Annotated in this window: 20 protein-coding genes; 4 read left to right on the forward strand and 16 right to left on the reverse strand. The window is 63.0% G+C overall.

From position 1 onward, the window contains the following. Window positions 1-6 precede the first annotated feature (6 nt). The 6 genes from BHE75_RS10865 to groES form a co-directional block, all read right to left on the reverse strand. Complete coding sequence (locus BHE75_RS10865; RefSeq protein WP_070933870.1) at window positions 7-633, reverse strand: Eco29kI family restriction endonuclease; 627 nt, start codon at window positions 631-633, stop codon at window positions 7-9. Further along, the gene (locus BHE75_RS10870) at window positions 633-1,820 is read right to left on the reverse strand and encodes a DNA cytosine methyltransferase (RefSeq protein WP_070933871.1); all 1,188 of its coding nucleotides are present in this window, start codon (window positions 1,818-1,820) and stop codon (window positions 633-635) included. The genes BHE75_RS10865 and BHE75_RS10870 overlap by 1 nt, the downstream gene beginning before the upstream one ends. Next, window positions 1,817-2,239, reverse strand: a complete 423-nt coding sequence (locus BHE75_RS10875) for a very short patch repair endonuclease (RefSeq protein ID WP_070935766.1) — start codon at window positions 2,237-2,239, stop codon at window positions 1,817-1,819. The genes BHE75_RS10870 and BHE75_RS10875 overlap by 4 nt, the downstream gene beginning before the upstream one ends. Window positions 2,240-2,502: 263 nt before the next feature. Further along, complete coding sequence (locus tag BHE75_RS10880; RefSeq protein WP_070935768.1) at window positions 2,503-3,345, reverse strand: trypsin-like peptidase domain-containing protein; 843 nt, start codon at window positions 3,343-3,345, stop codon at window positions 2,503-2,505. Between the two features lie 97 nt (window positions 3,346-3,442). After that, a complete protein-coding gene (groL, locus tag BHE75_RS10885) occupies window positions 3,443-5,065 on the reverse strand; it encodes a chaperonin GroEL (RefSeq protein WP_070933872.1) in 1,623 nt (540 codons plus the stop codon). A gap of 54 nt (window positions 5,066-5,119) precedes the next feature. Further along, entirely contained in the window at window positions 5,120-5,434 is a 315-nt protein-coding gene (groES, locus tag BHE75_RS10890) for a co-chaperone GroES (protein WP_070933873.1), read from the reverse strand. A gap of 270 nt (window positions 5,435-5,704) precedes the next feature. On the opposite strand from groES, the gene BHE75_RS10895 reads away from it, so the two are divergent. Both BHE75_RS10895 and BHE75_RS10900 read left to right on the forward strand, forming a co-directional pair. After that, complete coding sequence (locus BHE75_RS10895) at window positions 5,705-5,938, forward strand: hypothetical protein (RefSeq protein ID WP_070933874.1); 234 nt, start codon at window positions 5,705-5,707, stop codon at window positions 5,936-5,938. Then, on the forward strand, window positions 5,935-6,204 hold the full coding sequence (locus BHE75_RS10900; RefSeq protein WP_014076991.1) for an usg protein: 270 nt from the start codon (window positions 5,935-5,937) through the stop codon (window positions 6,202-6,204). The genes BHE75_RS10895 and BHE75_RS10900 overlap by 4 nt, the downstream gene beginning before the upstream one ends. Before the next feature lie 65 nt (window positions 6,205-6,269). Here BHE75_RS10900 and BHE75_RS10905 read toward each other — a convergent pair whose 3' ends face one another. The 6 genes from BHE75_RS10905 to BHE75_RS10925 all read right to left on the reverse strand — a co-directional run bounded on the left by BHE75_RS10905 (window position 6,270) and on the right by BHE75_RS10925 (window position 13,102). Continuing rightward, window positions 6,270-6,911, reverse strand: a complete 642-nt coding sequence (locus tag BHE75_RS10905) for an HdeD family acid-resistance protein (RefSeq protein WP_191225183.1) — start codon at window positions 6,909-6,911, stop codon at window positions 6,270-6,272. 12 nt (window positions 6,912-6,923) lie between these two features. After that, the gene (locus BHE75_RS24680) at window positions 6,924-7,352 is read right to left on the reverse strand and encodes an NADH dehydrogenase ubiquinone Fe-S protein 4 (protein WP_084653130.1); all 429 of its coding nucleotides are present in this window, start codon (window positions 7,350-7,352) and stop codon (window positions 6,924-6,926) included. Beyond that, entirely contained in the window at window positions 7,309-7,830 is a 522-nt protein-coding gene (locus BHE75_RS10910) for an Hsp20/alpha crystallin family protein (protein ID WP_070935770.1), read from the reverse strand. Before BHE75_RS10910 ends, BHE75_RS24680 begins: the two co-directional genes overlap by 44 nt. 86 nt (window positions 7,831-7,916) lie before the next feature. Beyond that, window positions 7,917-8,396, reverse strand: coding sequence for an Hsp20 family protein (locus tag BHE75_RS10915; protein ID WP_070933876.1), 480 nt, complete (start codon window positions 8,394-8,396; stop codon window positions 7,917-7,919). A gap of 324 nt (window positions 8,397-8,720) precedes the next feature. After that, window positions 8,721-9,065: a lasso peptide biosynthesis protein gene (locus tag BHE75_RS10920; RefSeq protein WP_070933877.1), complete on the reverse strand. Its 345-nt coding sequence runs from the start codon at window positions 9,063-9,065 to the stop codon at window positions 8,721-8,723. Further along, window positions 9,062-13,102: an NACHT domain-containing protein gene (locus tag BHE75_RS10925; RefSeq protein WP_070933878.1), complete on the reverse strand. Its 4,041-nt coding sequence runs from the start codon at window positions 13,100-13,102 to the stop codon at window positions 9,062-9,064. The genes BHE75_RS10920 and BHE75_RS10925 overlap by 4 nt, the downstream gene beginning before the upstream one ends. Window positions 13,103-13,376: 274 nt before the next feature. On the opposite strand from BHE75_RS10925, the gene BHE75_RS10930 reads away from it, so the two are divergent. Beyond that, window positions 13,377-15,113, forward strand: a complete 1,737-nt coding sequence (locus BHE75_RS10930) for a hypothetical protein (protein ID WP_070933879.1) — start codon at window positions 13,377-13,379, stop codon at window positions 15,111-15,113. Beyond that, complete coding sequence (locus tag BHE75_RS10935) at window positions 15,110-17,014, forward strand: hypothetical protein (RefSeq protein WP_070933880.1); 1,905 nt, start codon at window positions 15,110-15,112, stop codon at window positions 17,012-17,014. Before BHE75_RS10930 ends, BHE75_RS10935 begins: the two co-directional genes overlap by 4 nt. Window positions 17,015-17,126: 112 nt before the next feature. On the opposite strand, the gene BHE75_RS10940 is transcribed toward BHE75_RS10935, so the two are convergent. From BHE75_RS10940 to BHE75_RS10950, 4 genes are read right to left on the reverse strand one after another with little or no spacing between them, the layout of a single operon-like run. Then, window positions 17,127-17,714, reverse strand: a complete 588-nt coding sequence (locus BHE75_RS10940; protein ID WP_070933881.1) for a hypothetical protein — start codon at window positions 17,712-17,714, stop codon at window positions 17,127-17,129. Further along, on the reverse strand, window positions 17,678-18,268 hold the full coding sequence (locus BHE75_RS10945) for an AlbA family DNA-binding domain-containing protein (RefSeq protein ID WP_070933882.1): 591 nt from the start codon (window positions 18,266-18,268) through the stop codon (window positions 17,678-17,680). Before BHE75_RS10945 ends, BHE75_RS10940 begins: the two co-directional genes overlap by 37 nt. Window positions 18,269-18,295: 27 nt before the next feature. Beyond that, the gene (locus BHE75_RS24460) at window positions 18,296-18,472 is read right to left on the reverse strand and encodes a hypothetical protein (protein WP_191225185.1); all 177 of its coding nucleotides are present in this window, start codon (window positions 18,470-18,472) and stop codon (window positions 18,296-18,298) included. Between the two features lie 29 nt (window positions 18,473-18,501). Next, window positions 18,502-19,182 carry a hypothetical protein gene (locus tag BHE75_RS10950; RefSeq protein ID WP_139181706.1) on the reverse strand — a complete coding sequence of 227 codons (681 nt, stop codon included), beginning with the start codon at window positions 19,180-19,182 and terminating at the stop codon, window positions 18,502-18,504. Between the last annotated feature and the right edge of the window lie 498 nt (window positions 19,183-19,680).

Consider the following 19,680-nt stretch of genomic DNA (forward strand, 5'->3'; position numbering starts at 1 on the left):
CTCGGCCTACTCGTCCGCGAGGGGATGCGCGGCCAGATAATCGGCGAGACGCTGTTCGATCTCGGCGATGGTTTCGTTCCGCGCCGCGCAGCGCGTGGCCCAGCCGCGCCCGGGATGAAGATGATCCCACAAGGGGCGCATGCCATTGTAGCGGCCCTTACCCGGATCATGATTGCCGAACCCGTCGAGCGCACGGTTCCAGATAGGCCGGAACCGGGCGATCAGCAGGCTTTCGCCCAGCGGGATCCAGATATCGTCGACGGTCAGGTAGCGCGCCTGGAAATCCGCCACGGCGAGCGTGCCCGATCCATGTTCCACCTCCCGAATGGTATCGCGATGCTCCGCCAACCGCTTGTAGAGCGGCGTACCCCGCGCGCTGGCGGTCAGGCTCGCGCCCTTGCGACCACCCGAGGGAATGGCCTTGCCGATATAGATCGGCCAGCGCGCTTCCTCGGCGTTCGCCGCCGCGATCGGCGCGTAGGCGGGGAACGGGCCCCGGTAATAGAGCACATAGATGCCCGCGCCCTCGAAGGCCGGAATGGCGTCGAGCGGATGAACGGGCTGCTCAAGCAGCGCGTCGGCGACGGATTTGCCGAGATTTATCTTGTCGAGTGGATTGTAGACCTCGGTCATTAGGCACGGGCCGTTCGTGCCAGGCCGATATCCAGATGTTCCCGCACCGAACGGGCGACCACCTCGGCGAGATCGACCGGCACGGCGTTGCCGAGCTGTCGCATGGTCTCGGTCCACGAGCCATGAAACACGAAATCGTCCGGGAAGGTTTGCAGCCGCGCGCTTTCGCGGATGGTGAAATAGCGAACCGAGCCATCCGGGCGCCGCAGCATGTTCTCGCCGCCGGGCACGCCATGGACGCCCGCCTTCAGCGTCTTGGCCGGCTCGTCAAGCGGGCTGCCCGTGTGCCCCGGATAGGAACGCGCGCCCGGCTGGAACCGGTGGTCGGGGAATTTCGCGCAGCCGCGCGGATTGAGCTCGGGATCCGGCAAGCCCAGGAGCGCGTCGCGGGTGGTGCGCCACGGCAATTCCTCGGGTCGCTCGCGGATGCGGCTCGCCGCCTGGCTTCCTCTGCGGTCGACGGGTTTCGCTTTCTTGGAAACGGAATGGCGATCCCAATAGTCGCCAGCGCGATACTGATCCCACAATAAGGCATCGCGGGAGTGCGTCTCGAACGGGAACGACCATTCGATGCCGAGATCGCTTCGGAAGCCCACGAAGAACACGCGCTCGCGCTTCTGGGGAACGCCATAGTCGGCGGCGTTCAAGACCTTTGGTGGCAGAACCCTGTAAGACAACCCAGAACGACCGCCGGAGGTGTGATGCTGCTCCAGCCGCGCGCGATGGTCGATCCAGTTCTCTCCATCGCGAAGCGTGATCTCGGGATAGGAAAGTTGCAGATAGATATAGGAGAAATAGGTCTGGAATGTCGCGCGCGTGAGGCCCTTGACGTTCTCGAAGATAAAGGCGCTTGGACGCGTCTCGCGCACCGCGCGAACCGCCTCCGACCACATGTCACGATGATCCTGGTGCGCCCTATGTCGCCCGCCCAGGGAAAAAGGCTGGCAGGGTGGCCCGCCGGTCACAAGATCGACCTTGTCCTCGAACGCCGAGAACGAGAAGCCCCGCACATCGCCCTCGCGCGGTTCGGGCCAATGACGGATGATGCTCGAACCTCGCGCGCGGTTCTCGCGCAGCGTGTCGCAGCACCAGCGATCCCATTCGACCACGTCGACGGCCTTGAACCCGGCGCGTCCCACGCCAAGTCCCAGCCCTCCGGCGCCAGCGAACAGTTCGATCGCCTTCATGTGTCCCCCTCGATGAATCGCCGCAGCACGTTCTTTAATTGTTCCCTATCGCGCAACTCACATTCCCAGACAAGAAGGACTTGCCATCCCATTTCCTCGAGCCGCTTCACATTAGCGATGTCCCGCTTTCTATTACCCTCGAGCTTGGGAAGCCAGAAGTCGAGACGAGTTTTCGGCAGCCGTGCGAGTTTGCAGGATGGATCAGGATGCCGGTGCCAGAAGCAGCCGTGAACGAAAATTGCCTTCTTGCGCTTGCGGAACACGATGTCGGGACGACCGGGCAGGTCTCTGGCCTGCAGGCGGTAACGATAGCCCACGCCGTGGATCAGGCGACGGACGACCATCTCTGGCTTGGTATCGCGGCCGCGCACACGACCCATGCGTTCGCTTCGGGCGGAGGGAGTGAGCGTATCGGCCATGACCATGGCTTTAAGACATTAACCAGAATGTGCCATTCGCATGCTGGGCGTCGTATTGGGAAGCGCGAACGAAGCCGTCTTCCCATGCCAATTGCACGTTCCGCTATCCGCCATCGGTTCAGCGGCTACATGGATGGGGCTCTTGCTTCCTTCGCTTACATTGACCACGATCAGGCTCGAAACCCACTGTTTTCCCCTCTAGAGACTAGCAAGAGTCAATTTACCTGCGCATTTCAATTTGATGCGCTTGAGTTATCCACCATCTATGTGGGCAGTTTCGTCCCCGTAAGCTGTTCCACGACGGTGCGGGTAACATCCGCCGGTACGGCAAGGCCGATGCCGACATTGCCGTCGCCCGGGGTGATGATGGCGCTGTTCACGCCGATCACCTCGCCGCGCATGTTGATGAGCGGCCCGCCGGAATTACCCGGATTGATCGGCGCATCGGTCTGCACATAGCGATAGCGGCCGTCAGAGGAGGTGCGGATCGCGCTGACGATGCCGGACGTCACGGTCTGACCGACTTGAAAGGGATTGCCGATGGCCACGACATAGTCGCCGACCTCGGTGCGTCGCGCCTCGGCCAGCGGAAGCTGGCGCAGGTCGCGCGCCGGGATCCTGAGCACCGCAAGGTCGGTGCGCGGATCGCTGCCTATCAACTCGGCTTCGACCCTGCGATCACCGATGCCTACCGCGATGGCGCGGGCATTGGCGATCACATGGTGGTTGGTGACCACCAGTCCGCGCGCCGCATCGACAACGAACCCTGACCCTGCCGAGACGCGCGGCGCCAGCGCTTCGTCGGGAACACCCATGAACAGACGGTAATAGGGATCGCGCAGCAGTGGATTCTGAAGATGGGGCGACGCTTGGAGAACGGCGATGTTGACCACTGCCGGCGACACCTGCCTGACGAGCGGCGCCAGCGTGAGCTGATCGAGAGGAACCGTACTAACGGGCAGAGGCCCGGCGGCGGCCTGCGCTTCCCATTGTTCGAACAGTATGGTCATCGCGGCGCCACCGGCAAAACCGCCAAGCCCGCAGATGGCGAGAAGCGCGAGCGCGAAGCTCCGCGAACGCCCGGATGATGCCGATCCCCGGTTCACGACCAAGTCTCCCATGCGAAAAAGGCGCTGCCACGCGGAGCCCGCTTCATCTCTGGAATCGCGTTTGGGGCCGGCGCGGAGCCGGCCCCGCCTTTTCTCAGAAATCCATCGCCGGCATGGCGGGCGATGCCTTCTCGTCCTTCGGCAGTTCGGCGACGAGCGCTTCGGTGGTAATGAGCAGCGAAGCAACCGAGGCCGCATCCTGCAATGCGGTGCGCACGACTTTGGCCGGGTCGATCACGCCCGCCTGGACGAGATCCTCATACTCACCGGTCGCGGCATTGAAGCCCCAGTTATAGTCGTCGCCTTCGAGCAGCTTGCCGACGATCCAGGCACCGTCTTCGCCGGCATTGTCGGCGATCTGGCGCGCAGGCGCGCGCAATGCGCGCCGGACGATGTCGATGCCCGACTGCTGATCATCATTCGCCGCCTTCAGCCCGTCGAGTGCCTTCAGCGCGCGCAGCAGCGCGATGCCGCCGCCCGGCAGGATGCCTTCCTCGACCGCGGCGCGGGTCGCATGAAGCGCATCATCGACGCGGTCCTTCTTTTCCTTGACCTCGACCTCGGTCGAGCCGCCGACACGGACGACCGCGACGCCACCCGCGAGCTTTGCAAGACGTTCCTGCAGCTTCTCGCGATCATAGTCGCTGGTCGTCGTTTCGATCTGCTGGCGAATCTGCGCAACCCGGCCATTGATATCAGACTTCTGGCCCACACCGTCGATAATGGTCGTGTTGTCCTTGTCGAGCGTGACCTTCTTGGCCCGGCCCAGCATATTGATCGTGACGTTTTCGAGCTTGGTGCCCAGTTCCTCGCTAACCACGTTGCCGCCGGTGAGGATGGCGATATCCTCCAGCATCGCTTTGCGGCGATCGCCGAAGCCGGGCGCCTTGACCGCCGCGATCTTGAGGCCGCCGCGCAGCTTGTTCACGACCAGCGTGGCGAGCGCCTCGCCTTCCACATCCTCGGCGATGATGAGGAGCGGCTTGCCGGACTGCACGACCTGTTCGAGCAACGGCACCAGCGCCTGAAGGTTCGACAGCTTCTTCTCGTGGATCAGGATGTAGGGGTCATCCAGCTCCACCTTGAGCTTCTCGGCATTGGTAATGAAATAGGGCGAGAGATAGCCGCGGTCGAACTGCATGCCCTCGACGGTTTCCAGTTCGGTCTCCAGGCTCTTGGCTTCCTCGACGGTGATGACACCTTCGTTGCCGACTTTTTCCATTGCTTCGGCGAGGATGCGGCCGACGTCGGCGTCGCCGTTAGCGGAGATGGTCGCGACCTGCGCGATCTCGCTGTTGGCGCTGACTTTCTTGGCATGGGCTTCGAGATCCTTGACGACCGCGTTCACCGCCAGATCAACGCCGCGCTTGATGTCCATCGGATTCATGCCCGCGGCAACGGCCTTGGCGCCTTCGCGCACGATCGCCTGGGCGAGCACGGTTGCGGTGGTCGTGCCGTCTCCTGCCTTGTCATTCTGTTTGTTTGCGACTTCGCGCAGCATCTGCGCGCCCATATTCTCGAACTTGTCGGCCAGTTCTATTTCCTTGGCGACCGTCACCCCGTCCTTGGTGATACGCGGCGCGCCGAAGCTCTTGTCGATGACGACGTTGCGGCCCTTGGGACCCAGCGTCACCTTCACTGCATTCGCAAGCGTATCCACGCCGCGCAGCATCCGATNACGCGCGTCCGACGCAAACTTCACTTCCTTGGCAGCCATCTGCCTTGCTCCTTTCTATCGATGTCCTTCCTGATGTTGACGATGGTGGGCTATTCAGGCCGCCTGCTTGAGCGGTACGACGTTGTCGAGGACGCCGAGGATATCGCTCTCCTTCATGATGAGCAGATCCTCGCCGTCGATCCTGACCTCGGTTCCCGACCATTTGCCGAACAGCACGCGGTCGCCGGCCTTGACGGACAGCTCTACCAACTGGCCGCTATCGTTACGGGCACCCGGGCCGACGGCGACGACTTCGCCTTCCTGCGGCTTTTCCTTGGCGGTGTCGGGAATGATGATGCCGCCCGAGGTCTTCTCCTCGGCTTCGATGCGGCGGACGACCACACGGTCGTGCAAGGGGCGGAAATGCATGGCAAAACCTCCAGATGCAAAACAGGATGTGATGGCCCTGGCCGTTCATGCGAACGACAGGTTTCGCGGAGCTAGGAAGTCATATTTTTCCATTCAAGAGCCGGAATGAAATTTTTGGCACTCTCCTGCACAAAGTGCCAATCTGTTTGTTGTCGGTGGCTTAGTCGCCAATTCCGCTCTTGACGCGACTCATCCAGGTACCAAAATTTGCCAGCGCGGCAGCGCGCCGCACTCGTGAAAGGAGCGACATCAGGAAAGGAGGCAACAGCCATGTCGCAGCCATTTTCCCGTTTCCTGCACCCCTTCGACGTTGCGCGCCATCCGAGCCTGGAGCCGGAAGTGAAGCGCGCCATCCTCGCTTCATGGGCATCGGATCGGTCGGCGGTGAAGGATCAGCCGGCAATGCGCAAACCGCCCGGTGCCCGCCGTGCCGTGCCGGTCGACGACATCTTCGCCGCGATGCGGACGCTGGACGAACGGCCGGATCACACGTCGCTGCAATGACCGATCGCGCGTTCATGATGCGGTTGCAGGGCTATGGCCTGACGACGGCCGAGATCCATTATTATCGCCCCGATGCGCCGTCGCTGCTGCAACTGTTCGTCTGGCAGGAATATGACCTGGCGCCGGACTTTCCGGTATTGTTCGATTTCATCGACCATTGGAACCGGGAGATCGAGGCGGCGCTCCATTCCATCCGCATCGCTCATGACCAGTTGGTCCGGCCGACGGAATGGCGTGCCGCGCGTGGCGAGCTTCGGCTCGACTGAATGACCACGCGCCAAAGGCCCGCCGTCCCGCTTCCGGAATGACGGGCCTTTCTTTGGCGTCCGCTTCAGGCGGCGGCTTCGCTCTTGCCAGCCTCGCGCTTGCGCAGACGCAGCCCGAGCGCGATCAACACACACCCGGCGAACAGTGCCCAGACGGCAATCATCGTCCCCACGGAGAAGATGGTCGCGACCGGGTGCAGCCAGAGGAACGCCCAGACACCCAGGCCAAGTAGGAACGACAGCGCTCCGGAGAGACCCAGCAGCCATTCGCCCTCGAACTCCTTGCGCAGCCGGATCGCGGCCGCGATCTCGAAGGCGCCGGTCAGCAGCGCCCAGGCGATCACCGTGCCCAGCGTCACGAGCGCATAGCTGACCACGGCGAGACCAGGCAGGATCACAAAGATCACGGCGCAGACGATCCCGACCACGCCCCGGAGCAGCGCGCTCCACCAGCGCTTTTCCTTGCGCGAAGCGCGCCGGATGCCGGCGATCAAAGACAGGATGCCGTCCGCGCCGGCATAGGCCGCGAGCAGCAAGGTGAAGGCGAACAGCGCATTCGCCGGGAACAGGAACGCCGCGACGCCGAGCGCAAGCGCAAGGACGCCGCGCAGAATGAACCAGTCGGGATGACGGGTGGTCAGCACCGGCTCAGACGGGTTGTCCCGCCCCGATTCCTGGAGCGGGAGAGTAGCGGATGATGCAGTCATCTTCTTCTCCCTTCACCTATTGATATGACGTTGATTGTGATCCCCGGGCCAAGCCCGCACCGTATAGGGCAATCCCTGGCGCATGCAGTATCCAACCGCCGCTTCCGCGTTGGGAAAGCGCAGTCCAACATGGACGAGAGGATCGCTGCCACCGGTCCACCCGGTCAGCGGGTCGGCGAACGCCGGCGCCCTCTGCTCGAACCGCAGACGCCACTGGTCGCGCAGCTTGCGTGGCACGCGATCGCCGAGCAGCCGGATCGGCTCGATGATCGCGTACGCGTCCGGTGGGAAAGTGCTTCCCCGCGTCGGATGAGCAGCGCGATTATCATTCGCCGCCGATTGCCGCGGTGCGTGACCGTAACGGCACGGCCCGGGGCTCACGCCCCGGACCGACGGATCACGCCGCTTTCGCGTTGACCGGGATGCGCCGGACATTTTCATTCGCCTCCGCGGAGCGGGGCAGCGTGACGGTGAGCACGCCGTTCCGGAAGCTTGCCTGCGCCTTGTCGCGCTCGATCCCTCGCGGCAGGCCAATGCGTCGCTCGAAACGGCCGTAGCTGCGCTCCGAATAGCCGCGCTTCTTGTCCTCGACCTCGGCTCGCTTCTCGCCGCGCAGCGTGAGTACACCATCCTCGACCAGGATATCGATGTCCTTCTCGTCGAGGCCAGGCAATTCCGCAGTGATGCGGATTTCGGTGTCGTTCTCGTCCAGTTCCACCTGCGGCCAGCTCGCCGTGCGGCCCAAGCCGGCGAAAGCGGGCACGCCAAAGCCACGAAAAACGTCGTCGAACAGCCTGTTCACCTCACGATGGAGCGAGAGCAGGGGATGGGACTCCAACGCCGCTTCCCGCTCGGGTTCAACCGTCGCGGGCAGCCGGTTCTCCTGCCGGCTCCAGGGAATCAGATCACGCAATGCCATGATATTCATCTCCTTTTCTGGCTGGAATTGGCATGACCCGCCGGCCCGCCCGAAGGCAGCGCCGGCAAGTCACTTTTGTTTATGGATCAGGCCGCTTCGAGCGCCTTTTCCTTCGGCGCCTCGATCCGCTCGCCAGCGGGCTTCGCCCCGCCAATCTTGATGCGGCGCGGCTTCATCGCCTCGGGAACCACACGCTTCAGCGCGATGCTGAGCAGGCCGTTGTCGAAGCTGGCCTCACCCACCTCGATATGGTCGGCAAGCTGGAAGCGCCGCTCGAACGCGCGCGTCGCGATGCCACGGTGCAGATATTCGCCCTTGCCGTCCTCATCGGCGCGCTTGCCGGTGACGGTGAGCTGGTTCTGCTGGGCCACCACCTCGATTTCGTCGGGGCGGAAGCCAGCCACCGCAAGCGTGATACGATAGCTGTCCTCGCCTTCTTTCACGATGTCGAAGGGCGGATAGCCATCGGCTGCGTCGCCGCGCATGCCGGTCTCGAGCAAATCGAACAGACGATCGAAGCCGACCGTGGAACGCCGATAGGGCGTGAAGTCAAAGTTGGTTCTCATTTCCAAATCCTCCTAAAAGCGATCTGGGCATGAGCTACGTCGGTAAAGGAGAGCCGACGCCCTCTATGTCCCACCGGACCCGAACACGGCGCCCGGCAAGGATGAGTTAGAAGCTGATTTTGCGGTTTCAAGATCTTCAGGAGGAGCCCCTGAGGCTTGCTCGTTCGCGGGGGCACAACACGCCCTCAGATCGCCGGGACCGTTCCTCCGTTGCCAGCCTCTGGAAAGAGGGAATCGCCAACAAAGCCACCACCATCTACCGAGATTAGGACCGTCAAATCCTGCCCAATGTGCAAGCTCGCTTTGCGCTTTCCGCGCCGCGACCTAATTGTCGCCTGTCGTGAGGTCGACCAGCTCATTGAAGCCCGTGACGAACCAGACATGGTGTTCGGCACCCCAGAAGCCGCCCCAGGTGTCATGGCCGGCGGCCGCATAGACTTCCACCGAACAGAATGCGCCCATCCACATGCGACCGCCGATTCCGAAGCGGTCGAGCGCGGTCTGTAGCGCTTTCGCGGCTTGCAGGCATTTCATCGAATAGGCCTCGCCATAATGTGCCCGTGCCGTCGCATCGATCGCCTGCGCGACGAGCCGTCGCAGGAATGACGGTGTTCTGCGGCGAGCCTTGGCCTTCGCCATCTGCGCTTTGAGAAAAGCGGGTTTGATCATGTGGCTGGAGATGCTTTCTCAGCGGGCCGCGAGACATTGACGACATAGACATCGATCACATCGCGGAGGTTCTCGGGCAGCCGGTCGATGAGCATCGTCCGGAGGTCGTCCGGGGTCTTCGGTCGCGCCAACCCGTCGGGATGGGCGGGCAGATTCTTTCCCGGCACATCGCCGAACCACAGGACGATATAGGCCCCCCGGCCTTCGGCATGCCAGTCATGCAGATACCGTGCGGCAAGCTGCTCGACCGGTGCGGTCCAGACCTCGGGGTGCCACTGCCCCTTGATCTCGACCGGCAGACCGATGCTGCCGAGGATCGCGGCAATATCCGCGCGCTTCTGCTGCGGCATGTGCATTTCCGGCGCGAAGCGGATCGCGTCGGGCAACTGGCCGGAGATATGCTCGACCAGGCGGTTGCGGCAGAAATTCTCGCCGCGTGGTTTGGCGCCGTCCCAATAGGCTTCCCACATGTCGGTTGCTGTTGAATGCATCCGGTCGTCGAGGGCTTTGATGCGGTCGCCAAAAAATGCCCGCATATCGTCGATCGTCGATGGCAGTCCGCCGCCGACGACGGCGGCGAGACCTGCAACTGACACTGGCGTGAACTCCGAATCTCGCCGGGCACGCAGCTGGAGCGCCAGGGCATGCCGCAGCGGATCGACATAGCTCGGATCGGCCACGGCGATCAGATGTTCGAGCGCGGTGGTCGCGTCCCGCGACGGGTCGCCGCCGAGGGCGTAGCCGCTGTTCTCTATCGTCGATGTCGCATCCCAGGGATTGGTATCGCCGCTCGAATTGCCATGCGGACGCGAGGTTCGCGGCCAGGCATGGCTGAACCGCTCGACGATAAACTGGCGCTGGGCGACCGAAAGCCGCCGATCTGCGTCGTCCCGTTCGCCGGACACGCGGTTTCTAATGAACCAGAGAAAGTCGCGATCATCCGCCGCGGCTTCCACGAGCCAGTCAAAGGTCGCATCGAAATCGACCAGAAAATCGAGCGCGAGCCACGCCAGCATCGTTTCATAGTCGCGATGCAGGCGGCTGCGGGTTTCACGCGCCAGAGCCTGCAGTTCGGTCAGCTCGGCATGGCGGGTCGCGTGGCCGAGCAGTTCCGCCTCGACCGTTGCCGGAAGCGACGGGAAACGGCGCAGCCACTCCACCGCCAATCGTCCCGCTAATGGCCGCCAGCGCGGATCATTGCCGAGAAAATAAAGGTCAGAGACATGACCGGCCTTGCGCTCGAGTTGCGGCTCGATCGACGTGCGGAAGAACCGTTCGATCGCGGCGTCGTCGCAGAGCACGGCATCCTCAAGCGGCTTCAGGTCGGTGCCGCCGGAAATCTGGGATTCGGTCGTCCGCCTCCATGCCATGAACGCGGATTCGCGCGCTTCGACCGTCACATCATCAACACCGAGGCCGCGTCGCAGCCGCTCGGCCACCCCGCACACCAGGCTAAGTTCGGCGAAGTAGATCCTGTCGTTGAGGTGCGTCTCGACGATATCCTTTGCGGATGGCCGGTCGTTACGATCGAAGCTCGCCATGAAGCCCTGCAGCACCCGCTCGCCTAGGTCTTCGCCCAGAAACGCAATCACGCGCGTCTCGGGCGGGGCTTCCCGGTCGAAGTCGCTGAAGCGGCCGAGATAGGCCTTGGCGGGATCGTACAGTAGGTTCGGTGCGCCCGCGTCGACCGCTAGAAGATCCTTGGCGATGCTGTCGCGAAAGGTCTGATGGATTGCGGCCCGCCGTGCCTCGGCTTCCTTCTTGGCCGCCGCTTCCTTCTCCTCCCATTCATAGACGAGCGGCTTCGACAGCTCCTCGAGCCTCGCCATAAATGCGGGCGAGCCAGCTCCGATCTTGGCCGCTGCCTCCCGAACAGTCGCGGTAATCCCGTCTCGGCGCGGTGCGAGCAGGACAAGTTCCTCGAGCATTTCCAGATCAGCGGCTCCGTCACCGCGACGACGGTCGAACTCCTCGATCAGCGCAATGACCTCATCCTCCTTGGGATAGAGGTCGAGACCGCATTTATAGAAGGCATAGGCGGCGTCGCGGACATGCTCGCAGCCAGCGTCGAACACGACGTAGCTCTGGACCGCGCGCCGTGCAGCTGGATGTGCGCCGAACCATTTGGTGAGCGCATTGATCGTCTCGCGCTTGTAGCCCTGGTTGTGATCGACCCAGTGCAGCCGTCGCCAGATGTCAGCCGCGGCCATCTCGGGATCGAGCCTCAGCGCGCAAAGTCCTGCCAGGTGCACCAGATCGGCAACCTGCGCCTTGGCCGAGTGATCGCTGTTGTTGACCAGCGGCTCGCCATAATCCCGAGCTGCGTCAAGCAGCTCTATCAGCTGGGTGCTCGTCAGGGCCTCGATTAAGCTGTCGCTGAGATGCGCATGATCGATCCGGTCGTCACTCTGATCGACATCGCTTACCGTGACGCCGATATGCGCGTAGAGCGTGCGGACGGCCAGATCCATGGACACCGTACCGAGCCCGAGGTCGTGCAGCACCTCCCAGGCCAGCCGCCGATCATCCTCGCCACCTTGCGCCAGCAGCCGTTCGATCGTCTCGGCGGGTTTGTCGATCCGGCCCAGTTCACGCAGCGCATCGGCGGCGCGGCTGCGCTCGCCATAATAGCGGGCCGAGTCGAACATCATCGCGCGCAATTCCGGTTCCAGTGCCGCGGTCAGTTCGCTTCCCGCCATTGCCTCGACCAGCAACAGCGTGAGGTGCGTATGCTGATCGGGCGTCCCGATCAGGGCAAGAATGTCGTCCTTGAGTTCGACGCGCATGAGACCGCTTGCCGGATGCCGGCCCCAATCCTCCGCGCGAAAAAACGGATCGCGATCGGACAGCGCGGCCAGGGCGCCCAGCAAGCCGCGCGCGACATGGACGGTCATCGTCTCGGCATCCCCATAGCGCAGCACCGCATAGGGGTCAGCGGCAACACAGACCTCCGCCAGCGTGTCATCGAAATGGGCCAACCAGGCGTGCAGCCCGCGTAGCGATGTCGGTACGCCGTGGCCCTGGCCGAACAGCGAGAACAGCCGGCGCGCCGAAACGCCGGACTGGAAACAGCGCGCGAGCCACTTCGCGCCGAGATACTCAGCGATGACCCGGTGCAGGAGATGAAAGCGCTGACCGCCTTCCGCTTCGAACAGCCGCGTGTGGAGCGCGGCGTCGATCGCCTCGGCGTGCGGGAGCGCGGCGAGGCTGCCGACATGGACGCAGCCATCAGGCAACTTTCCCGCCGGGCCGCTAAACAGCCCCGCAAGATCGCACAGCAATTGGGTTGCGGCATAGGCACCGGCGGCAAGAAGCAGTTTTTCAGCCTCGGCGTGTGCGTGCGCGGCGTCGTGATGGCGCGGATTTTCTTCCTGTACGAGAAGCTGACAGGCGCGATCGAGCAACTGCGCGCGGCTGTTCGGCAATGCCTCGTCGCTCGCCGCGACCTCGCCGATCAGCCGCAGCGTCAGTGGATTCTTGTAGATTTCTTCAAGACCACGGTCGGCGAGATGGGTGAGCACGCCCTCGGCATCTACGGAAGGAAAATTACGGCGAAGGAAGAGCGTCGCGTCATCGCGGTCGAACGCCAGCAAGTGGAGGAGAATGGCGGGTCGCCCATAATCATCCTCGATCTTGATTCGATCGGCCGCCCCGCGCCAGTCGACTTCGCGGCTCGACAGGATGAAGCGGGGATAACCAAGCTTCGCCAGTTGGCTGAGGATGGCATCAACGCCGCCGCCCACGGTCGCGGACGCGATCTCATCCAGACCGTCGATGACAAGGCATTCGCCGTTGGGGATCAAGCGTTCAGGCTGAGCATTCCGCACAAAACTCGCCGCGCGGACATAGACGAAGCCGGTCTGCCGCCCGATCGCCTGCGCCAGCACGCTCTTGCCTAGGCCCGGATCGCCAAGGATGACGACGGGGCCATCAAGATCAAGGATCGCCGCCTGATCGATGATGACCGGCGCGCGCGTAGTGGGATCTTCGCGCTCCAGCCTCCGGTCGATCTCGATACTTGGTTTCACATCCGCCATGATATTAATTTAATCATTGCTGCTCTTTTCAATCAACGCGCAGCGTCCGCATAACACCTCGACTGCGTAACAGGCGTGCTTCGTGGGCCGCGACCCGGTCGAGATGATCGGCTACGGTCGTCCAATTCCCGTCGGGCAAAACGCTCGGCGGCGCGCAGCGCATCATAGAGCGCGGTCGCATGCTCGCATGCGAGACGGGAGAACAAAGAGAGAAAAGGTCATTGCCGGATCGGCTTGTCGACCCCATCTTCACCGATCAGGGCAAAGGGGATTCATGACGCTCGAAGACGAGATCATCCAGGCGCTCGAAGCGGGCCAATGGCTCGACTTCGTCAGTGGCTATAATCTGCGCGACGACGCCGACGAAGCGTCGATGCGCGCACTCGCCATTGGTCTTCACAATTCTGGCCGTTTCGATCTGCTGACCGCGATCGACGGGTTCGACGGTGATGGCGACAGTTTCCGTTTCTACGAGATCCAGCAATTCTACTCCGACGCGCTCCCGCAACTTGCGGCAGAACCGGAGGAGATGCTGAAGGCGGTCAGGCGGCTGGGCGAGGAAGGCGGTCCCAACCGCGACGGCGCCTTCATCGCGCTGCCCTTCCGCGATTGGTGCAAGGGCACCGGCCGCGCCACCGCCATCGCCGCATTGCTCGATTTCTCCGCACCGCGCGACGGCTGGTATCTTCGCCTGGCGCTCGAAGGGGCATCGACAAATGATCCCGGCGGTGCGCTCGACTGGGCGCTCGCGCTGATCGCGGACAAACCCGGACCTCAGCGCATCGCTGCGCTCGAAGCGCTGGGCTCGCTTGGTCCAACCCCGGCGCTCGCAACGCATGCGATCGCCGCACTAGGCGACCAGCTCGAACACGAAGCCGACGATCAGATCCTCGGGCTCGGCATCTATGCCGCGATCGAGCTGCACGGCCGCGGCGAACAGGCCAACCCGGCCGACACTGCAAAGATCGTCGCGATCGCCGCGACGCGCGGCGGCACCGAAATGCGCCGCCGGGCGATGCAGGCGCTCTGGTTCCAGTGGAAGGCCATCACCCCGGCGATCCTCGACCAGCTCATCGGCATCGCCGAGACGGTCGAGGGCAGCGATCCGGTCGCGGTCGATCATCTCGACCATGCGCTTTACCAGATGACGTCGGGCGAGCATGTCGAGCGCGCCATCGCGATCGTGCGCACTGTGCTGTCCGCCAATCGCGGCACGCTCACCGTCCACAGCTTCGACAGTTTCGAGCATCAACTGCTGACCAAGCATCGCGCGCGGTTCGACACGCTCACGGTCGAATGGTTCGTGAGCGGCGATCGTGCGCTCGGCGAAGCGGTGATGGCGCTGGTGTGCAAGGTCCATGGCGCGCCGATGGTGCTGCGCCCTGACCTCACGCCGTTCGGCTATGGACTGGCCGAACTCATCTTTCTGGCGCGCAAGGCGGTCGGCTATCTTTTCACGACCCCGATCAGCGCGGCATCGCTGCTGATGGCGATCATGCGAACCGGCGTCAGCGACGCCATCAAGGGCGCGACTGAGCTGCTGTTCGATCCGCTGCTGGTCAATTATTCGGGCGAGCTGGGCGAGCATCTGCGGGAAGCCGCCAAAGACATGAACGATCCGGCGAGCCCGCATGTCGCGGCAGCGCTCCAGCAGCTCGAGACCTATCTCGACGGGCTGCGCGCGGTTGGCCGCGTCAAGGCGCTCGACCCGTCCGAGCGCGAGCGGATGATCGAATGGCGCCGCCGTCAGCAGGAGATGGAAGACGCGATGAAGGCCGGCGAGAAGGAGTCGATCTTCTCGCAGCTCGCGACCAAGGTCGTGCTGCTCTACGGCAACCGCTCGATCACCTATGTCCCGCCGTTCGGCGATGAGCCTGGCCCCGAGCGGCGCATGGTCACCGAGATGCAGAGCCACCATCATAGCCACGAATATGCGCGCATGATCGTGGTCGATCCGCACGGGATCGACCTCATGCTGCGGCATTTCCGCGTCGAGCGGCTGCCGAAATGAGGCTGATGATCCGCGAGTATCTGGCGTCGCTGCGCGAGCGCGGCGAGCTGGATGCGATCCTGCCCGATCTCCTGACCGAGATGGGCTATCGAGTCTTTTCGCGCCCGAGCGTCGGCACGCGCCAGCATGGGGTCGATATCGGCGCGGTTGGCCGCGACACTGACGGGCAGGAGAAGGTCTTCCTGTTCTCGGTCAAGGCCGGCAATCTGACGCGCCAGGACTGGAATGTCGGGCAGCAGGCGCTCAAACCTTCGCTCGACGAGATCCTTCATGTCTATCTGCGCGCGCGGCTTCCGGTCGAGCACGTGCATCTTCCCGTCGTCATCTGCCTCACCTTCGGCGGCGGGATCGACGAGAGCGTCCGTTCGGATGTCGTAGGCTATATCGACTTCAACACGAACGACCGCGTCAGCTTCAGGCAATGGGACGGCGACCATCTCGCCGCGCTGATCGACGAAGGCCCGTTACGCGAAGGGCTGATGTCCGGCGACCTGCGCGGCCATTTGCGCAAGGCGGTGGCGATGGTCGAGGAGCCGGAAGTGGCGATGAGCCATTTCGGGCAGCTGATCCGCGTGCTGACCGAGCAAGCCAAGCCGAAAAGCACCGACCGGCTGCGCCGCGTGCGGCAGATGACCCTGTCGCTCTGGATCATGTTCGGCTGGGCGCGCGAGGCCGAGAATGTCGAGGCGCCCTATCGCGCGAGCGAGATAGCGCTGCTGCACGCTTGGCAGCTGCTCAAGCAGGAACTCGGCAAGACGACTCAGGCCGGTGAAGCTGCGGGGCTTGCTTTCAACGCGCTGGTCGAGCTGCATCATGCGATCTGGGACGAACTCTACGCCAAGACGATTCTGCCGCACGTCGATACCCAGCATGCGATATCGTCGGCGATCCATTCGATTAGTGCGGTCGATGTGAATTTGAAGCTGTTCGACATGGTCGGACGGATTGCGCTCCGGGGCCTGTGGCTGGTGTGGATGGCCAATGATTTTGCCAAGGCGCCGCAGCCGGTAGCCGATGGCGAAGACGCGCAAGTCATCGACGAACTCGCGCTCCAGCTGGTCGCGCTCATTCGCAACAACCCGGCGCTGCTGACGCCGATCGCCGACTGGCAGGCGATCGACATCGGTCTCGCGATCACCTTCCTAGCCTGCCGCAAGCCGTTCCACGACGCGATCGGACAATGGGCGGACAGCCTGTCGGACAAGGCGTGGTTCGCCTATCGGACGCACGGAGCCTATCCCACGCGGCACGCAAGCTACTGGTATCTGGTGTCGCACCCAGCGAGCAGCAGCGATGAGTATCGCCAGGAGGCGACCGAGGGTAGCGTGCTCTTTCCAATGCTCGCGTTTTGGGCCGAAGTGCTCGAACGCGGCGATGTGCTCGACCGGATCGTCGATTTCAAAACCGACGACCTGCCGCATTGCAATTTCCAGATGTTCTTCCTCGACCAGGACAGCGAAGCGCAGCTCTATGTCGGAGACGATCGCCATGGCTCGGTCCTGTGCGATGTCACACCGATCAAGGGCGAGGCGCGTACGCTGTTCATGGCGCGGCGCGAATGCGAGGCCATTACCGACTATGACCGGCTGTCGGTGGTCGAACTTGGGCATTGGCCGATCGTCTTGACCGCATGCCGCGTACACCGCATGCCGGTGCCGCCGCAGCTCTGGCTCGATATAGTCGACGCGTTCGCCAAAGACGGCAATCACCCGGATCCAACCCAAAGCGCTGCATCAGGCCGCCCACAGCCGACACGCGGCCCCATTCCCCGGCACCGTTGGCGACCAATGTTGCGGGCAGGCACTAGCTGGACCGCTGTCGCGGCCGCGACGCTCGACACGGTTGAGGCCGCGCGCGCTTTCTCGATGCACATCGCGCTAGGCGACGCCGAAGGTTATTAAGCAGCTGCGATTTGCACCGGTCCGGTGCTTGTCAGTTATTCCGACCTGACGTGGTTGGGTTGCTCAAACGAAGGGCAGAGACAGCGCAGTTGGCATCATCCATGGGCACCTCCTACCGTTCGGCGCCGAGCGCCCGATTGGCCGGCCGCTGCACCCCGAACAATAGCCAGAATGCCTCGGCGTACGGTATCAGAGATTCGGCGTCGATATGTTCGACGATGTGCTGACCGAGCAGAACATTGTTTCGGAACGCTACTGGGGTCGGATAGCCGTCCCCGACGATCATGCGGAAGCCTTTCGCGCCGATGATGCTGGTGAGGATCACCCAAGGCCCCTCGATGCCATGCTGGCGCAGCTGCATCTGTGTGGCGTTCGTCATGCTCATGAGACCTTGCTCGAAGGTTGTCGGCCAGACGGTGCGGCGTTCTTCGCCATTATCCTGCCGTACGCCTCCAATGACGAAGGCGGAATCCGTCCGCCCGTTCCGATGGGTGAGCGCATAAGAGCCAACGCGACCTTCCTCACCGATCGGCGCATGCATGAGCACACCTTCGATTGTGTCGAGAGAGGTGAATGCGCCGACGCGGACCGGCACGACGGCATTGTCCCGGGTGACTGTAATCTGACGTGTTTCGCGGAACAGGCCGAGCGGCGCGACCGAAATCACGGCCGTCGGCGCCTGTTCGATGGCAAATGGCATATCGGCGCCCTGCGATGCCGCGATTGCCTCGGCATGAAGCTGACGGAACTGCTGTGGGAGCTGCGCGGATTCGGTAAGGCGTGCCGGAGGTCGTGAACGTCGAGCTCATATTTTCCGCGGCTGTTGCGCCCGTAGAACCGTGCCCCATTCTTGAAAGTGACGCGATGCGGCGCGCTAAGGCTGCCGGGAACGCGCAGTACGAGCGCTCCGCGCCCGTTGGCTAGCGGCACCCATTTCGTTCGGACACCGATTAGGCGCGGGTCAACCCCGGTCTGGAGCTTTCCCTCGAGCCTCAGAATGGCGGCGTCGGGGTCATCGACCTCCACACCGGGCAGGCTCGCCGCCGCTCCGTTGGCCTCGTCCAGGCCGTAAACGATATCTCCGCCTAGGGCGTTGGCGAAGGCCGTGACATCGGCGAGGAATTCACGGCTCGCCTCGTCGCCGCCGGCAGGTAGTTCGCGTTTGAATTCTAGGTCGCGGCCTTCGGCAACCTGGTTGTCTATCAAGCGCTGCAAGGTGGCTTCGTCGATTGCGTCGATGGGCTGGTCGATCATGTGCGGTCTTCCTGTGTAGACGGAAAATTACTGGTGGACCGGCAGCGCACCGGCCGGAAGCGGGGTTTGCGCCCAGTTCGTCCCGCCAGTGATAGCGTCGAAGCTCAGCCGATACTGCCGGGCGGTCGCGACATGGCTGCGATCGATCCGCTTGGGCTGAAGCAACTCCATGAGATCGGTAAGATAGACGACCAACATCCGCATCCGGATGAGCCGGAAGTCCTTTTCGCGCTTTAGGCATTCGTAGAACAGAGCGGCCTGAACGAACCAGCGCGCCGGTCCCGTCCCATCGGGATCATCTTCGGCGCAGTAGTGAAGCTGCCGAAATCGAGAATGCAAAGGCCGTCGCCGGGAGCGGCCATGGCGTGGCCGATCGCACGCAGCTCCTCCCGAAAGACCAGGCAGTCGCGCCAGTCCCGCCAATCATCATGTTGGTTGATCCAACCATCGGCGAGTACGCTCTGATTATTGCGCAGGCATGCGTCGAGCCAGCGATTGCGGTCGAGCTCTTCGACATTCAGCATGCCGATATCTCGCCGGTACAGCTCGACCCAACCGAGGAAGGCGCACAATCGATAGACATTGCTGACGAAACGGTAGCGTATGTAATGATCGTTCGCGGCAGCGCTCGGCTCGCGCACGACCGGGCTTCGTAAAACCGCGAAGCCGATCTCACGTTCATCGCGATCGTTATTTTCGCGCGACAGGCCATAAAGGCGATTGGAAAGTTCTTCGGTGGCTCGGAAGATCGGCATCTGATAGCGGCGGTAGGCGCCGATCAGGGTCTGACGTGTTTTCCAGCCCTCTAGCCAAGTCGCGGCGACAAATTCCTTCAAGAAGAGCGCAGTGAGACTGCCGATCGTTGTGACGAACGCAACGAGCACGCTTAGCCCCAATAATGTCTGCCATGTCACGACGATTCCCCCGTTCGCTATGTCTTCCCATAGCAAACAGTAAGTCTCAACCGGAGGCAGGGGGGCATCTACGGCATCGTTGTTGGCCTAGGAGCGGACCTTTCAGCATGACTTCAATCAGTCCGAACGATGCCACCGTCGATAACGAACTCAGCGCTGTGGATCGCGGCGGCGCGATCCAAGGTCAGGAAAGCGATGAGATCAGCGAACTCACCGGGCTAAGCGGCGCGTCCGATCGAGATGCCACCTTGAAGCAATGGCAGCTCGCGCCTGCCAGCATGCTCAAAGCGGCCTTTCCGGACCGTCNGACTTAGCAGATGTTCGCCATGATCAGACCGCCTCAGCATCTTTTTCGGCACCCTCGATCAATTCCGTGATCGCCGACGAGAGGATCTCGATCCTCAGAGTCTGATTCAAAACTATCGGGCCTGATTTCATGCTCTTGCGATGCGGCGAGTAAGGAGCTGGATCGAGGCGATGAACAGCCACGCGGTTGCC

The sequence above is a fragment of the Edaphosphingomonas haloaromaticamans genome, assembly GCF_001853345.1.
GTDB classification, from domain to species: domain Bacteria; phylum Pseudomonadota; class Alphaproteobacteria; order Sphingomonadales; family Sphingomonadaceae; genus Sphingomonas_E; species Sphingomonas_E fennica.

Bases quoted from the DNA above. Each gene is read 5' to 3' on its own strand.
- BHE75_RS10865 (WP_070933870.1), bottom strand. From the start codon at position 633: ATGACCGAGGTCTACAATCCACTCGACAAGATAAATCTCGGCAAATCC.
- BHE75_RS10870 (WP_070933871.1), bottom strand. From the start codon at position 1,820: ATGAAGGCGATCGAACTGTTCGCTGGCGCCGGAGGGCTGGGACTTGGC.
- BHE75_RS10875 (WP_070935766.1), bottom strand. From the start codon at position 2,239: ATGGCCGATACGCTCACTCCCTCCGCCCGAAGCGAACGCATGGGTCGT.
- groES (WP_070933873.1), bottom strand. From the start codon at position 5,434: ATGCATTTCCGCCCCTTGCACGACCGTGTGGTCGTCCGCCGCATCGAA.
- BHE75_RS10895 (WP_070933874.1), top strand. From the start codon at position 5,705: ATGTCGCAGCCATTTTCCCGTTTCCTGCACCCCTTCGACGTTGCGCGC.
- BHE75_RS10900 (WP_014076991.1), top strand. From the start codon at position 5,935: ATGACCGATCGCGCGTTCATGATGCGGTTGCAGGGCTATGGCCTGACG.
- BHE75_RS10905 (WP_191225183.1), bottom strand. From the start codon at position 6,911: ATGACTGCATCATCCGCTACTCTCCCGCTCCAGGAATCGGGGCGGGAC.
- BHE75_RS24680 (WP_084653130.1), bottom strand. From the start codon at position 7,352: ATGAAAATGTCCGGCGCATCCCGGTCAACGCGAAAGCGGCGTGATCCG.
- BHE75_RS10910 (WP_070935770.1), bottom strand. From the start codon at position 7,830: ATGGCATTGCGTGATCTGATTCCCTGGAGCCGGCAGGAGAACCGGCTG.
- BHE75_RS10915 (WP_070933876.1), bottom strand. From the start codon at position 8,396: ATGAGAACCAACTTTGACTTCACGCCCTATCGGCGTTCCACGGTCGGC.
- BHE75_RS10920 (WP_070933877.1), bottom strand. From the start codon at position 9,065: ATGATCAAACCCGCTTTTCTCAAAGCGCAGATGGCGAAGGCCAAGGCT.
- BHE75_RS10925 (WP_070933878.1), bottom strand. From the start codon at position 13,102: ATGGCGGATGTGAAACCAAGTATCGAGATCGACCGGAGGCTGGAGCGC.
- BHE75_RS10930 (WP_070933879.1), top strand. From the start codon at position 13,377: ATGACGCTCGAAGACGAGATCATCCAGGCGCTCGAAGCGGGCCAATGG.
- BHE75_RS10935 (WP_070933880.1), top strand. From the start codon at position 15,110: ATGAGGCTGATGATCCGCGAGTATCTGGCGTCGCTGCGCGAGCGCGGC.
- BHE75_RS10940 (WP_070933881.1), bottom strand. From the start codon at position 17,714: ATGCCATTTGCCATCGAACAGGCGCCGACGGCCGTGATTTCGGTCGCG.
- BHE75_RS10945 (WP_070933882.1), bottom strand. From the start codon at position 18,268: ATGATCGACCAGCCCATCGACGCAATCGACGAAGCCACCTTGCAGCGC.
- BHE75_RS24460 (WP_191225185.1), bottom strand. From the start codon at position 18,472: ATGCGGATGTTGGTCGTCTATCTTACCGATCTCATGGAGTTGCTTCAG.